The following is a 14,038-nucleotide window of genomic DNA, read 5'->3' as shown; positions in this document are numbered from 1 at the left end:
TTTCGGCGCTCGTAGCATTTTTGCCGGGCTGGTCAAAGGACCTTGCCCGCGGTGGATAAGCCGGCTTGCCTGAACGGGCCGCAGCGTTTATCGCCTGCCGGCAATCAAATTGTCACAGGACAGGCCATGACCCGACCGATCATCGTGTTCGACCTCGACGGGACGCTGATCGACACGGCGCCGGACCTGCTCGACAGTCTCAACCACAGCCTTGCCGCCAGCCAGCTCGCGGCCGTCGACGAAGCCGGCTTCAAGCGCTTCGTCGGCCATGGCGGCCGGGTGATGATCGAGCGCGCTCACGCAGCGCAGCATAGGTCGCTGGCAGTGGAGGAGCACGACCGCCTGCTCAAGCTGTTTCTGGACCATTACACCGTTAACATCCCCGGCAAATCGCGCCCCTACCCCGGCGTCCCCGAGGCGATCGCACGGTTCGAGGCAGCCGGTTACCTGCTGGCCATCTGCACCAATAAATACGAGGCCAATTCGGTGGCGCTGATCGAGGCGCTCGGTATGACCAGGCATTTCGCGGCGATCTGCGGTCAGGATAGTTTTCCGTTCCGCAAGCCCGACCCGCGCCATCTCACGCAGACCATCGCGCGCGCCGGCGGCGACCCGCACCGTGCACTGATGGTCGGTGATTCGCAGACCGACATCGACACGGCGAAAGCCGCCGGGATTCCGGTGGTGGCAGTCGATTTCGGCTACACCGACCGTCATGTGCGAGAGTTCGAACCGTCGGCGGTGATCTCGCATTTCGATTCGCTGACGCTCGATCTGGTACAAGGGCTGATGGCCGCGGCAGAAGGCTGAAAGCTGCCCATCGGGCGGACCGCCAGATGCCGACCGACAAGTGGTTGACTTAGCAGGCCGGCCTCCCTTATATCGCGGCGCGCTTGGCCTTCGGGCAACGAGCGGGCGATTAGCTCAGCGGGAGAGCACACCCTTCACACGGGTGGGGTCGCAGGTTCAATCCCTGCATCGCCCACCATCTAACCCACTAAAAAGGTTAGATGAATTGGCCCTCACAGAAACCCACGAAAAACGGCACTGGCGCGTAACTGGCGCGTTGGTTTTTATGGCGGGCTTGGCGCTCGCGAGATAACGTGCCCGTCATGGATGACTACAGAGACTTTGCCGCGATCGATCACTCAGAAATCTCGGGGCATAGTAGTTCCGCGCCGTTGGTTCGTGTGTTCCTCCAGCGAGACCCGGGCAATTGAAATTGTGTGCAAGGCGGCGAATATCGGAGCGGAAGTGCGGATAACGGTGGGGGAGATCGTAGGCGGCCTAGATACCCGCCTCAAACTCTCGCCGGACACGGCTGTCTGCGGACTGATTTTTTCTCAACCTCGGCCTAGTGCAGAATCTTGGCCGGATTAGCTCGACGCTCCCAGGTTCTCCACTGCGCCCTATTGGGTGGGCGGGAATGGGGGTGCGAAGCACGGGCGCTGATAAATGTATCCCTACGAAAAAAGCCCCCTGCTCCACAGAAGGGGTCGATTACAGGAAAGCTGTGATTTAAAACGTAGGCTCTTGCACAGAGGGCCAATTTTCCCCACGGTAGCTTTACCGCGGAAATGGGGCTGGCTTTCACCAGCCCCACCCCTCCGGGGAGCCAGCTGTTGGGGAGGTTTGCGGTTCCGGCCAAGGAATGTCCGCAAATCCCCCTTCAGCCTCTCCACCCTGCTCATCGCCGTGATTTCGTGCAACCCTCACGCGGGTCTAAAGGGTCTTTATCCCGTGGTGATTTGGCCGGTTGCTGCTGCTTGCGCATCGCGGTGTTCGGCAAGCGCTTTAGCGGCTGTCCTCCGGAACAGACTGATAACGTCGTGGTTCTCTGCGCCTGTTCGAGTTTGGTCGTAGTCGATAATGCTTTACAGTGCATCCACCAGCATCTTGTCTGCCGGTGCTACGGAGCGTGGATTGCCTTCTAACTCGTGCATATGGTCAACGAGCGTACCGCAGTCTCGCGCCAGGCTCTCTGCTATCTGCTTCCAATCGACCGGAAACCCAACGGCCTCCAAGCTTGCCTGCGTGGCCGTTATTACAATCCCCTGAAGGGCGTCGGTGACGTAGCTGGGACGGTCCCGTTCCGCAACGTTCATCGGATTAGGCGTGTTTTTCGTTAGCATCTCCGTATCTTTCGTTTCGTAGGTCATGCATCCTCACTTGCTCGCGTAGCCAATCCACCCGGTCGGGTTGAGGCAAATCCTGTGATTTCAGCCCGGCGGCCAAAATCTCCAGTTTAGTCAGCGGCGCAGCTTCCACTCGTTTCGGCTGTAGGGCTGAAAGGAAAGACATCTGCTCCATGTCAGGCCATCGACGCTGCATTAATTGCCGGGGGATTGGGTAGTTTGTGACCTTCCTGGACGACAGAGCCGTCTATCCTGCTCGTGACACGATAATCGTCAGAGAGTTCAACATCAGCCCAAGCGTTGGTTCGGCCTACGGCAATCTGTGTCCACCTAAAGCCATGGAATGTGCCGCAATTTCTCTGCCCCTGGCCTCTGGGGATAGTGTAAGGCTCTCGGCGTTCCAGCTGGAAGTCCACATCTGCGCCTCCGAAAGCCCCTTCCCGTGCAACCCCTGCAGCAACCCTTCTCCAACATCTTGAAGCAAGCGGAGGCATCCCGCCGGCAGAATGGGGAGAGTGGGCTCACACCACCTTCGGCTGGGATACCGACCGCATCAGCTTCGAATGGGACGACTTCTCTGATTACTGGACTAGCGGCAATGCCAAGGCCGGAGGCCGTCAAGTCCGACTGGGCCGCAACCTGGCGGAGCCATTGCCGTCGCGTCTCCCACCTCGGCAATCGAGGCTACCGAGCTGGCGGAAAGGCTTGTAGCGGACTTGCTGCCGCCTTCGCTTCAAGCGTGGCTGCACGATATGGAATCGTACGCTCTGACGGTGGCGTCAACGGGGGGGCGACCGCCGAAGGCGCCGGAGAAAACACCCGAACTCGTCGCGACCGTCTCCCAAACGGTGAGATCCCTTTCTGAGGTTCTCATTCCGGCAAGGGAGCGTGGTCCCGAGCTGGAGGGGCAAATCCTGAAAATGTTCGCCGCCTTCAACCTCTACACCGGTGACCAGGGGAAGATAAACGGCATGGTGGAGGTCTGGGCTGATGAATTGGAGGAATACCCGCTGTACGCCATCCGCAAGGCCTACAAGTGGGCTATCCGCGGCGAAGGCAAGCTGCCGTCCCTCGCTTCTTTCATCCGTGACGTGAAGCTGGCGATTGGGAGCAACGTGCTGGCGCGGAAGAAGCTGCTCGAACGGTGGCTGGCTCTCTAGGCCGTATCCGAATCCCCAAATTGTGAGGTATGGGATACGGCAGCGGGGGGGGACGGTCGAATGCAATATGAAAAATGGGAAGTTCTGACGCGCGGTCAAAAACGGCTGCGCAAGGCGGTCATTGCCGTGCCGGTTGTGCTGGTGCTGGTTGCCGGGGTGGGGGCCTCCATCCTGACGCGCATCGGCCTTGAAAAAGTTCCAACCGCCCTCATCTTCGTGGATGTGGCGGTCGCGCTGCTCGGGGTCATTGCCACCTTCATCCTGCTCTGCATCAAGGCCTATTGGCTGCGCGAACACCGCCGCTGGATGTACGGGCTGCTTGAAGTGGCCTTTGCCGTCGTGGTGGTTGTCGTCACCTCCTACAACTGGATAGGCTCGGCGCCCGGTGCGCCGCCCGGCTGGTCGTTTCCCCTCGTATCTACATGCGCCCAATACGCGGCCGGTCTGTACGTGATGGTGCGGGGCTTGGATAACATCGGCCAAGGCGTAAAGGACGATCCGGTCTGGGGACGCCGCTGGCGGTGGTTTGCTCTCCACCAAGTCGACCCGCCGAAATAGCCCGCCCTTGACTCTCGCCCGGTGGTGCGGAATATATTCCTACACCCTGCGAGAGGTCACCATGCCCGCCCGCCACAAGGGAATCCACACGGATTCCTACCTAGACCGCTTTTGGCCGTATCACGCCGTCATCCCGTGGGAGCGGTGTTGCGAAAAGGCTTACCAGCCCGCCCATGGCCGAGCGGCGGAGATGGGAACCGCCGAGCGCCGCGTGTTCGTTGGCCGGTTCTACCCGCAGGAGTATCGGAGTATCTGATTTTCCGCTTCAAGGAGCCTGAGCAGGCGGAGACGATGGCGCGGGAGTTTGGCGGCGAAACGTACTATGCGCTCGATCGCGGCAAAGGCAGCGGCTGGGAGAAGTGGCGGAAGAAGCGTGTCTGATTACAGCCAAAGGCCCTTGCGCTTTCCGCCATCATCCCAAAATTTTTGTACGGCCGCCATGAACGCGGTGAAATTTGCCACTGACCAGCAAACTTGTTGGCCATCGCGAACAAGAAAGTGAATTCCGTTAGCACACATCAATTTGTCGCGCTCTGCCTGCCTAAGGGAATTCATGCACTGGTTGAACGTTTCCTGGAGGCTTCCTGAAAAGCAATAATCAGGGGCGTTTGTAAGCAGGCCTTCTAAATAATATGACGGCGCCACTCCCTTCTGGAGAAATCCCTCCTCAATCATCTTGTTGCGCATGTTTTTGAACATGCGCACCGCAGGCTTCAATCGATTGCCGGTCGCTTGATGCTTCTTTGTGCAATTTTCGGAATGCTGCTTTGGGTAATTGACGATCTTGGTTCCCTCTCCTGTCCAAAAGACAACACCTTCCCACATGGCGGGGGCGCCGCTGGCGGGATAGGTGTAGTAAGCGCGATGGAGAGCGCACGGGAGCACATCGGCGTCGCGCCTATTTCCGCTGCCCGGCACGAAAATGGCTTTGTTGCCAGGCTTTACGCTTTTGCCAACCTTGCTAAGCAGCCATGCTCCGACCTCTTCCTTGAATTTGGCCAGCGAATAGTCAGCTTTTGTGAAATTTCGGTCGTAGTTAGTCTTGTCATCGGCCGACAAGTGGCTGGTGTCCGAGTAATAGACGGAATCAAGCCGGATAACCACGTCGACATCGCTGTCGGCGTAGATGTTGGTATCGTTGCCGTATGAGCCTTGCAGAAAGATTTCGAAATTCTTTGGATAGTACGGAGACTGTGAATCATTCAGGGCTGTGCGTATGGTCTGATAAGTGGCCGCGGACTGCTGGACTGATCCTTGCGCGGTCCAGGTGCTGAGTTGTGCTTCCGGAATTGCCATTACGGCCTCTTGCTAAACGAGAAACTCTCTAAGGGTGGCTTCATTCTTCGCGAACGACTCTCGACCGCGCTGTCTGAGAATGTTGAGCTTGTCCAAATTGTGCTCGAATAAGTCGGTTGCCATTTCCGGCTGCTCGAACGTGTCGCTTATTCGCACCGTTGGGACATCCTTGAAGAGAATAACCCGGAGCTGATCCATCGATTGCGTATTGATCTCAAGGGTCTTCTGAAGGAGCTGGACACTCAGCAAATACTTTTTTGCCCAATACATCTTATTCCAAACCGTGATTTTCGGCTCGGGATAGACCCCGACGCCAACACTAACAACTCGCAGCCGGTCATGCGGAACGTTTAAAGCTCTGGTAGCATCCGCGATGGCGTAAAGCGTAGGGTTATTCGCGCAATAGCCGCCATCCACCAACTTCACGTCGTCGCCGGCGCCAGTCGTCACTGTCTTTGGGTCGAAGAAAGGAAATGCCGAGCAGGATGCCTGGACGGCATCCCCTATGGTTACTCCGAAGCCGGGTAGAAACGTTCCCCTGCGACCGTGCGCCTGGGCGATGCTGCCCTTGAATATCATGGGGCGTTCGATAACCCATTTTGTAGTGACGATCCCCACGGCGGTTCGGACTTCATCAAACTTCTGATCACCAAAAATCTGCTTGGCTAATTCCGCCAGCTTGGCAGACTTATCTTGCGCGTTTTTCAGGCGCATTATTTCGGGGACGTACTTCTTGTAGTTTGTGTGAATCTCATCGACTGACATGCCAAGGGCAATCATCGCAGCGATGATGGCGCCGGTGCTGGTACCAAATACAAGGTCGAAACGCTCGTGAAGGCGGCAGCCAATAAGCCCCTCGATTTCTGCGAGTACCCCGAGAGTGTAGAAGCCCTTGGCGCCCCCGCCATCCAAGCTCAGAATCCGATAGGGTTTGTCTTTAGTCTGTCGTTTCGGCATTGCGCCCCCGCAGGCATGCCTATTTTGTTAGCAGAAGACAGGGCTGGCAGTTGAAGATTGTGTCACTATCCCCCGAAATAAACGTAAGCCCAATTCCTGGAATTTGTTCTGCCCTACAAGACGCCTCCGTGTCCCCGGCCGAGGATTACACGCTGGGGCGTGCATTATCCCAAGACATACACCGCCTGGAAGAAGCAGGCTGAAGCTGACCTTAGGAAGCAAGTCTCCGGACAATTCGTGGGGCGCCTGAGCGTTACGATTGAATGTGTGGAACTGCCACCCAAGAGCGATACCAAAAAGCAACGTGAGGAGCGCCTGTCGAGCGGCTGGCCCCGCGGCGATGTCGACAACCTAGCGAAGTCGGTCCTCGATGCGATGACGGCTGCCGGTGTGTGGCTGGATGATAGTCAGGTGGTCGACCTGACGTGCCGCAAGGGATATGGCGCTGCGGACGGTGTTACGGTGCGAGTGGCGGCTGTTTAGGGCGTGCGAAGCCTGAAAGCGCCCACAACAAGGCGCCGCCTAGAGCGAAGATCACGGCGATTGGTATGAGAGCCACCATGAGCGCCATTTCCACCTTGTCCCGCCGCTTTGCGTCGATTTCCGCCTGCCGTGGCTCGACGTACTCGATCAGAAATCGGGGAACCCTCGCCTGCATCTTTTCGTCGGGGGTGGTCAACCCAGTGAACAAACTCACGTTGTGTGGAAAGGTGACCTCCGTCATCGTTTTCCGCATTTCATACCGGCTATTGAAGTCTGGGATTTTAACAATCTCCTCGGCGCCCTCGACGTATAAATAATTGTTTTCCTGAAGGTAGGGCGACCGGATCTCGTCAAAGAACATGAGGCCGACCACGATCGCCCAAATAGCCGACAGCACCATCCACAGCCTGAAAAGCCCTCGCCTGACGTTCATTGGCGCCTCCCCCTAAGCACGGCATACCACAAACGCGGTGGTGGCGTTAGGCTCGGCCGGGCTGGAAGTAATCGGCACGGGACTTGTGGGCCAGCAACGCTCGTCGTAGTTTCTTCTGCTTGGAGAAGGCGCGCCCTTTTTGTGTCTGGCTCAACTCGACACCATGCGCTGGTAGCGTAGCGGCATACCCTCTGCTGAAGCCGGCGTACTCCAGTGGTCCGCACTGGTGGCGCCCTAGCTCTAACTCGGCCTTTAACTGCTGCGCCTTGGCGCCAGATGGCATGACGCATTTGCATGTAGACCCCCGAATGACCACCGGCACTATTACGGCCGCGATGTTGAGGCGACGCATCATGATTTTAAGCAGTCGCCGTGTTCTTTCGGCAGCCATAAATCAGGCACGGCCGGCGCCTCCTTGTAGCGCAACCCTCCGCGATCCCGGAACAAACCTCCATGGACGTGAGTTTCTGCTGATCGAGATGTGAGGGAAAGCCATGTCCAGACTTGTTTTGGCGGCCGCCGTGCTGCTTGTCGGCGGATCGGCCTTTGCCGCGGACGAAAATCCGGTGCCGCCGCAGAATGCCAAGAAGCTGTCGGAAATCATCGCCAAGGTCGAGCAGCGCGACGACTTCCGCTACATCAAGGAAATCGATTGGGACAGCGATGGCTACACCGTCATTTATTACACGAGCGACAAGGCCAAAGTTGAAATCACCTATGATCCGGTGACAGCCGCGCCGAAATGAAGCTGGCCGCCAACAGATTCTAAAAAATGGCGCGCCTCGAAGGCCCCCGGCCTTCGGCACACGCTTGCGTAGATATGACTTTGATGGCTGACTGGGTGGTATCATTGCGCGCGGGGGTGGGCATGGCGACGGTAAAGCACGTATTGAAACGCTTTCTGATGATGCTCGCGGGCTATTTCATAGCGGTACTGGTTGGGCTGATCGCGGTGGCAGCGATCTATGGCGGGCTGAGTTCGCTGCCAAATGCGCCGAATTATTTCGACGTCATGGGTGTCACCCCCATTGCGGTGCTGCTGTTGCCGCCGCTCGGCATGTTCATCTATTTTCTGACGATCGTGCTGACCGGCCTGCAGACGCTGATCTTCGCACTGATTGCCGAGTTTTTCTCGCTGCGCAGTTTTTGGCTGCATATGGTCTTCGGCGCGGCGGCCGCTGTTGGCGGCTTCGCCTTGATCTGGCCCAGTGTACCGGATGACACGAACCCGGAGCGCTGGGCCGATATCGGCATCATTGCCGCCGCAGGCATTGTCGCGGGCCTGGTCTATTGGCTCATCGCCGGACGCGATGCCGGTTTCCGGCGTCCGCTGTTTCAGCGCTAGAACCGCATTCGTCAGCTTGCCGGCGAACGCACCGCTTCAGTGCTGTCGAGCGCCTGCTGCAGCCTTGTATCGCGGCCGTAGACGTCGTTGAAGTATTCGACCTTGCCGGACAGGTCCGGCCACGCGGTGAAATAGGCGACATAGACCGGGATCTTGCGTGTTACGTCCTCGGTCGAATGTCCGTGTTTCAGTTTGTCCTCGATGTAGTCGACCGAGGTGCCGAGCACGGCAGCGGCCATGCCGCGCGGATCCTGCAAGCGAACGCAGCCATGGCTGAGCGCACGCATGTCGCGCTGGAAAAACGACTTCTGCGGCGTATCGTGCATGTAGATTGCATGCTTGTTGGGGAACAGTATCTTCAGCTCGCCCAGCGCATTGGCCTCGCTGGGCAGCTGGCGCACGCCGTAGGGTATCTTTGCGCCGTAGGCGCCCCAATTGACCGAGGACGAGGGAATGCGCTTGCCGCGGGCATTGACCACCTCGTAGCCGGCGCGGTCGAGATAGCCAGGATCCCGGCGCAGCCGCGGCAGCATCTCGTTGACCAGGATCGACTGCGGCACGCCCCAATAGGGATGGAAGTCGACCTGCTCTATCTGGTCATAGAAGAAAGCAGTCTGGTTGGTGGGCCTGCCAACCACGGCGCGGGTCTTCAGCTTCTCCTCGCCATCATCGATATAGCTCGCGGTGAAAGCCGGCTGGTTGATGAAGACGCGCGGGCTGCCAAGGTCGGAAGGCAACCAGCGCAACTCTTCGAGCGCAACCCGAACCTTCTGAATTTTGTCGGCCTTGGACGTTCCGGCCAACGATGCAACGGTACGCGGGCCGATGACGCCGTCGCCTTTCATGCCGGCCCGTTTTTGCACCGCCCTGATCACCGGCACCAGCTCCGGATCGTAGACCTCGCTGGTAGCGAGCCTCGCCAGGACCTCGCCATAGGCGCCGCCCATCTCGTCATCGAGATTGCGCGCGATCTTTGTCAAAAGCTTCGGCAGCTCGGGGCTGGTCTGCCCCGGCTTCAACAGCAGGTTGGGATCGATGTTGATTTCGTCTTCGGCGCTGGCCTGGAGCGCTTCCAGTTCGACGCGCAGCGCCTGATACTCGGAATTCTGTGGATGCCGCGACTCGAGATAAGTGCGCACTTGCTGGGTATGGGCCAGCGTCTTCAGCACCCCTTCCATGTCGAGCGGCTTCGGCGGAAAATCGTAGTAGCCGGTCATGCGGTTGGGATCGACGCGGCCGCTTTGTGCGTCACGGGCGTAGCGCAGGACACGCGCCGACAGCGCCATCTCGAAGCGGACCAGCTCTTTCAGGCGTTCATCGACATTGCCCGCCGATGTGCCTGCTGCCGGAACTTCCACGGTGTAGTCGGCGGGCGTCAGGCCGTAGCTCGCGGCCTCGCCCAGCACCCGCACGGCATCCTGGGCACGGCTGCTGGGACTGGTTCCCGTCACCCAGATGAAATCCGGATTGGCCGAGTAATAGGCGATCAGCGCCTTGGCGATGTCCTTCTCGGCGTAGAGGTCATAGCCGTCGAGGCCGGCAATGGCTTCGCGGAATGCAGCCCCGGTGGCCGCCGGCTCGAAAGCAGCGTCCTGAGGCGTTGCTGGTTCAGGCGCTGCCGACAGTGCCGAAAAATCGACGCGCACCAGCGGATCGCTCTTGTAGGTATAATAGGACGGGCTGCTGATTTGCGCACCACCACCGGAAGCGGCCGGCGCCCTGGGCTTCGGCTTGTATTTTGACGGTGGCGGCGGAAAGTCACTTTTCGGCGGTGCGTGTTTGACGCCGCCGCCGAAAAGCATGTCGAAGAACCCTTGCGCTTCAGCCTTCGGCGCCCCGAAGGCCAGCATTGCCGCGGCCACCGCAAACGGCAGCACGGTTGCTTTGTTTCCAAGGAGTTTCATGGATCACCCGCTCCGGTTGAACCGGATCCCGTTCCGCACCGCTTTCACGGTCTCGCCCACCGCATGGCGGATGTAAGGCGTGACTACACTGATTCATACTGATTTCGTTAAGCTTTCATAAATTTCGGAACGTCTGTTGCAGAACGGTTTCACAAGATCGTGACGGGTCGAGTCAATCCGTCATCGCCCCCGTTAATGATAGCGCCCGTGAGCCAAGCCTCAAGCGTTGGCGCCGCCGTCGATGGTCAATGCCGTGCCTGTCACGAAGCGCCCTTCGGGACCGGCAAGCCAGGCGACCATGCCGGCGATCTCGTCGGCCGTGCCGAAGCGAGGCATCGCCATCTTCTGGCGCTGATGCTCGGCGTGCGGGCCGGCTGCCGGATTCATGTCGGTATCGGTCGACCCCGGATGGACGACATTGGCGGTGATTCCGCGCAGACCGAGATCGCGTGCAAAGGCCTTGGTCAGGCCAACCAAGGCAGCCTTGCTGGCCGAGTAGGCGCTCAGGCCGGCGTCCGTGGCACGCTCGGCCAGATTGCTGCCGATCGAGATGATCCGGCCACCCTCGCCCATATGCGCTGCTGCCGCCTTGGCGGCGACGAACGGGGCTCTGAGGTTGACCTCCATCGTCTCGTCGAAATCGGCAAGCGACAGGGCATCGATCGGCGCAGCGCGCCAGATGCCGGCGCTGTTGACCAGGATGTCGAGCCGTCCGAAGGCTGTTGCTGCCTCATCGACCGCCGCCTCGATCGCCCCAGCATCGCGATTGTCGGCCTTGATGGCAAAGGCCCGGCCGCCGCCCGCCTCGATTTCCCTGACCACCGCACGCGCCCCTTCCTCGCCATTCACATAGGTGATCACCACGCCTGCGCCGTCGGCCGCCAGCCTTCTTGCGATCGCCGCACCAATGCCGCGGCTGCCGCCGGTGACGAGGGCGGCCTTGCCGTTCAAGGTTCTGGATGACATCTGCTTCTCCATTTTGTAGCGATTGATACATAAATATCTGCCAGCCTTGCTGAACCACGTCAACCGAATTATGTATCGATCAATACAGAAAGGATGCCATGCCGGAACGAGGCCGCCCCCGCACCTTCGATCGAGCCGCCGCCTTGCGACGCGCAATGGAAGTGTTTTGGGCCAAGGGTTATGAGGGCGCGTCGATAAGCGACCTGACCGCTGCAATGGGCATCAACTCACCCAGCCTCTATGCCGCCTTCGGCAGCAAGGAAGCGCTGTTTCTCGAGGCAACCGAGCTTTACACGCGGGTCGAGGGAACCGAGATCTGGTCCGCGCTGGAAAAGGCGCCGACCGCGCGCCAGGCGGTCGAGCGGTTCCTGCGGCAGACGGCCAGGGCCTATTCACAGACCGGTCGCCCGCAAGGCTGCCTTATCGCGCTCGGCGCTTTGCACCAGGATTCAAGCCGCGGCGCCATCTGCGATGATCTGCGCCGTCGCCGCGCCGAAAACCGCGAAGCCTTGCTGAGACGGCTCGAGCGTGGCGTGGCCGAGGGGGAGTTGCCGGCCGATTTCGACTGCGGTACGGCCGCGACCTTCTACGCGACCGTGCAGCACGGCATGTCGATCCAGGCGCGCGACGGCGCGTCGCGCTCGGCTCTTCTGGCGACGGTGGCCGGGGCAATGGCAGCTTGGATAGCGATGGCCAGCACCGGGGCAGCGTGACGGTCGAACCCGGCTGACAAGAACGATATTCAGGTCACTGCAGAGACGGCTCCAGCCTGCCGGCAACGAAGCCAACGGCACGCTCCACCACACCCCTATCGGCGAGAATGCGGCGGTGGCCGAGCCCGTCGGCCCAGTAAAGCCGCACGTGGTCTCCGGCGCGCGTGTAGAGCCTTGCATGCTCGGCGGACACTTCGCGGTCGTCCGGCGCGTGGATCACCAGCGTCGGCAGCGGCGTGCTTGCGAGCTGGCGGTCACCGGTGAACTCGTGCAACGGCCGGCCGGCGATGCGCTCGACCCGGTCGGCCATGGCGGCCTGCGAGCGCGAGCCGACATTCAGCATGCGGCTGAAATCAGCGAAGATCGCCGGCAGCGAGCTCGGCGCGGCGATAAGCACCAGCCGCCCGGCCGCCAATCGCGGGATGTTCCTGATCGAACCGGCGACGGCGTTGGCGGCAACGGCACCACCAAAGGAATGGCCGACAATGGCCGCGAACGGCCCGAACCATTCGCCGGCAACCCGTGCCGCATCGACCGCACTGACCAGGGTAAGCCGGCGGCCCTGCGACTGGCCGTGGCCCGGCAGATCGAGCGAGACCACCTTGTAGCCGGCATCGCGATAGGCTTCGATCAGCGTGCGCATGTATTCGGTGCGCGAACGCCAACCATGGATGACGAGCACGGTGCCGGCAGTCGCCCTGCCCGGCTCGGGCCGGAATTCATGCACCATGACGCAGCCGGTTCTGGTCTTTAGCCGGTGATGGCGTGCCTGGGTCATGAAATCGGCGGCGCGATCAATTGCGCGGCGCTCGCCTTTGCTCAAGCTCTTCTCGTGCGGCGTGCGGCAGAACAGCTCGAATGCAGCACGCCCGGTGAGTCGCGGTGCCACATGCTCGGCCACGCCGAACGTGCCGCGGATGACCTTCAGTCCAAATGATGCCATAGTGGCGATCCATTCATTGGTTCAAGCATGAACATAATAGTTCAAACATGAACATTAAGCAAGACCTGCCCTGGGACAACCCGCGTTTTCGCAACTGGGTCGCGGTGGCGCGCGCCTGCCATGTGGTGGAACGCACCCTGGCGGTGAAGCTTGCGCCGCTCGACCTGAAGCCGGCGCAGCTCGACGTGCTGATGAACCTCTACCGTCATCCCGGCATGTCGCAGCACGACCTTGCTCGTCGGCTGCTGGTCGGCCGCTCCAACATCACCATGCTTTTGCCTCAGCTGGAGACCCGTGGCCTGCTGCGCCGCGAGGGCGACGAGAAGGACAAGCGCGTGCTGAGGCTGACCTTGACAGAGGCCGGCGAGGCACTGCTGATGCAGGCGCTGAAGGTCCATATGGCGCTGATCGAGAAGGCGATGAGCCAGTCGACGCCGGAACAATGTGACATGATCGGCGAACAGATGCGTAGGATTGCCGAGGTTTTGAAGACCGCCTGACAGCCCAGTGCTCCACCACCAAATGCTTCACCACATCGATTTTTTCGCGCGCTCGGGCCATTCCTTGTCGTAGACCTCGCCGTCAATGTTCTTGCGGCTGGTGATTTCCAGGATTTGGCCGGGAGTCGGCAGCGATCTCGGGTCGACATGCCTTGCCAGATTCCACAGTTCCGATCGGTGGATGGCGCGGGCGCACTGGAAATAAACCGCATCGATCTCGATGATCGTCACCGAGCGCGCCGGCTTGCCCTCGACGGCGAACGAGGCGCAGAGCCCGGTATCGGTGGTGATGTGGGCGCGGCCATTGACGCGCAGTGTCGTGCCGGAACCCGGCACGAGGAACAGAAGCGCGACGCGCGGATCGCGAAGGATGTTCCTTAGCGAATCGGCACGGTTGTTGCCGCGCCGGTCCGGCATCATCAGCGTTTTCGGATCGTGGATGCGGACGAAGCCGGCGAGATCGCCGCGCGGCGAGCAGTCCAGCCCTTCTGGCCCGCAGGTTGCGAGCGCGGCAAACGGCGAAGCCTCGATGATAGCTGCGTATTCGCGAATCAGCTGGTCGAGTTCCTTGACCACCGATGCCTCGCCGGGCAGGCCATAGAGCGCTTCAAGCTGTTCGATGCTGGTGATCATGGACATGTTTTC

Annotated in this window: 16 protein-coding genes and 1 tRNA gene; 9 read left to right on the top strand and 8 right to left on the bottom strand. The window is 60.2% G+C overall.

The annotated features are described in order from the left end of the window. The first annotated feature begins 126 nt into the window (after positions 1–126). Positions 127–810: a phosphoglycolate phosphatase gene (locus tag NKH16_RS01350; protein WP_352471880.1), complete on the top strand. Its 684-nt coding sequence runs from the start codon at positions 127–129 to the stop codon at positions 808–810. A gap of 103 nt (positions 811–913) precedes the next feature. Continuing rightward, a tRNA-Val gene (locus NKH16_RS01345) sits at positions 914–988 on the top strand. A gap of 886 nt (positions 989–1,874) precedes the next feature. Here the strand turns inward: NKH16_RS01345 and NKH16_RS01340 are convergent. Further along, entirely contained in the window at positions 1,875–2,159 is a 285-nt protein-coding gene (locus NKH16_RS01340) for a hypothetical protein (RefSeq protein WP_352898023.1), read from the bottom strand. A 728-nt stretch (positions 2,160–2,887) separates the two neighbouring features. Between NKH16_RS01340 and NKH16_RS01335 the strand changes: the two genes are divergently transcribed. Further along, positions 2,888–3,295, top strand: coding sequence for a hypothetical protein (locus NKH16_RS01335; RefSeq protein ID WP_352898020.1), 408 nt, complete (start codon positions 2,888–2,890; stop codon positions 3,293–3,295). A gap of 60 nt (positions 3,296–3,355) precedes the next feature. Beyond that, a complete protein-coding gene (locus NKH16_RS01330) occupies positions 3,356–3,853 on the top strand; it encodes a hypothetical protein (protein WP_352898017.1) in 498 nt (165 codons plus the stop codon). A gap of 381 nt (positions 3,854–4,234) precedes the next feature. On the opposite strand, the gene NKH16_RS01325 is transcribed toward NKH16_RS01330, so the two are convergent. Continuing rightward, positions 4,235–5,149, bottom strand: a complete 915-nt coding sequence (locus NKH16_RS01325; protein ID WP_352898014.1) for an anti-phage nucleotidyltransferase — start codon at positions 5,147–5,149, stop codon at positions 4,235–4,237. A gap of 12 nt (positions 5,150–5,161) precedes the next feature. Next, positions 5,162–6,106 (bottom strand): anti-phage phospholipase, encoded by a 945-nt coding sequence (locus tag NKH16_RS01320; RefSeq protein WP_352898011.1) that lies wholly within the window; start codon positions 6,104–6,106, stop codon positions 5,162–5,164. Positions 6,107–6,265: 159 nt separating this feature from the next. Here NKH16_RS01320 and NKH16_RS01315 point away from each other — a divergent pair, with 159 nt between their 5' ends. Continuing rightward, entirely contained in the window at positions 6,266–6,589 is a 324-nt protein-coding gene (locus tag NKH16_RS01315; RefSeq protein ID WP_352898010.1) for a RusA family crossover junction endodeoxyribonuclease, read from the top strand. Here the strand turns inward: NKH16_RS01315 and NKH16_RS01310 are convergent. Next, positions 6,564–7,022: a hypothetical protein gene (locus NKH16_RS01310; protein ID WP_352898008.1), complete on the bottom strand. Its 459-nt coding sequence runs from the start codon at positions 7,020–7,022 to the stop codon at positions 6,564–6,566. The genes NKH16_RS01315 and NKH16_RS01310 overlap by 26 nt on opposite strands. Positions 7,023–7,516: 494 nt before the next feature. Here NKH16_RS01310 and NKH16_RS01305 point away from each other — a divergent pair, with 494 nt between their 5' ends. Both NKH16_RS01305 and NKH16_RS01300 read left to right on the top strand, forming a co-directional pair. Further along, a complete protein-coding gene (locus NKH16_RS01305) occupies positions 7,517–7,768 on the top strand; it encodes a PepSY domain-containing protein (protein WP_023675031.1) in 252 nt (83 codons plus the stop codon). 122 nt (positions 7,769–7,890) lie between these two features. Further along, positions 7,891–8,367, top strand: coding sequence for a hypothetical protein (locus tag NKH16_RS01300; protein WP_352774143.1), 477 nt, complete (start codon positions 7,891–7,893; stop codon positions 8,365–8,367). Positions 8,368–8,378: 11 nt separating this feature from the next. Here NKH16_RS01300 and NKH16_RS01295 read toward each other — a convergent pair whose 3' ends face one another. Both NKH16_RS01295 and NKH16_RS01290 read right to left on the bottom strand, forming a co-directional pair. Next, positions 8,379–10,271 carry a L,D-transpeptidase family protein gene (locus NKH16_RS01295; protein WP_352898006.1) on the bottom strand — a complete coding sequence of 631 codons (1,893 nt, stop codon included), beginning with the start codon at positions 10,269–10,271 and terminating at the stop codon, positions 8,379–8,381. 219 nt (positions 10,272–10,490) lie between these two features. Then, a complete protein-coding gene (locus tag NKH16_RS01290) occupies positions 10,491–11,237 on the bottom strand; it encodes an SDR family oxidoreductase (RefSeq protein ID WP_352898005.1) in 747 nt (248 codons plus the stop codon). Positions 11,238–11,335: 98 nt separating this feature from the next. Here NKH16_RS01290 and NKH16_RS01285 point away from each other — a divergent pair, with 98 nt between their 5' ends. Continuing rightward, positions 11,336–11,950, top strand: a complete 615-nt coding sequence (locus tag NKH16_RS01285) for a TetR/AcrR family transcriptional regulator (RefSeq protein ID WP_352833124.1) — start codon at positions 11,336–11,338, stop codon at positions 11,948–11,950. A 34-nt stretch (positions 11,951–11,984) separates the two neighbouring features. Here NKH16_RS01285 and NKH16_RS01280 read toward each other — a convergent pair whose 3' ends face one another. Next, positions 11,985–12,893, bottom strand: coding sequence for an alpha/beta hydrolase (locus tag NKH16_RS01280; protein ID WP_352456749.1), 909 nt, complete (start codon positions 12,891–12,893; stop codon positions 11,985–11,987). A gap of 47 nt (positions 12,894–12,940) precedes the next feature. Between NKH16_RS01280 and NKH16_RS01275 the strand changes: the two genes are divergently transcribed. Further along, positions 12,941–13,393, top strand: a complete 453-nt coding sequence (locus NKH16_RS01275) for a MarR family winged helix-turn-helix transcriptional regulator (RefSeq protein WP_352448891.1) — start codon at positions 12,941–12,943, stop codon at positions 13,391–13,393. A gap of 27 nt (positions 13,394–13,420) precedes the next feature. Here NKH16_RS01275 and NKH16_RS01270 read toward each other — a convergent pair whose 3' ends face one another. Continuing rightward, positions 13,421–14,032, bottom strand: coding sequence for a pyridoxamine 5'-phosphate oxidase family protein (locus NKH16_RS01270; RefSeq protein ID WP_352898002.1), 612 nt, complete (start codon positions 14,030–14,032; stop codon positions 13,421–13,423). Positions 14,033–14,038 lie beyond the last annotated feature (6 nt).

Origin of the sequence: Mesorhizobium sp. M1307 (assembly GCF_040318155.1) — a bacterium.
In the GTDB taxonomy this organism is placed as follows: Bacteria; Pseudomonadota; Alphaproteobacteria; order Rhizobiales; family Rhizobiaceae; genus Mesorhizobium.
The sequence above is the reverse complement of the archived record's forward strand: the minus strand, read 5'-3'. Positions and strand labels throughout refer to the sequence as shown.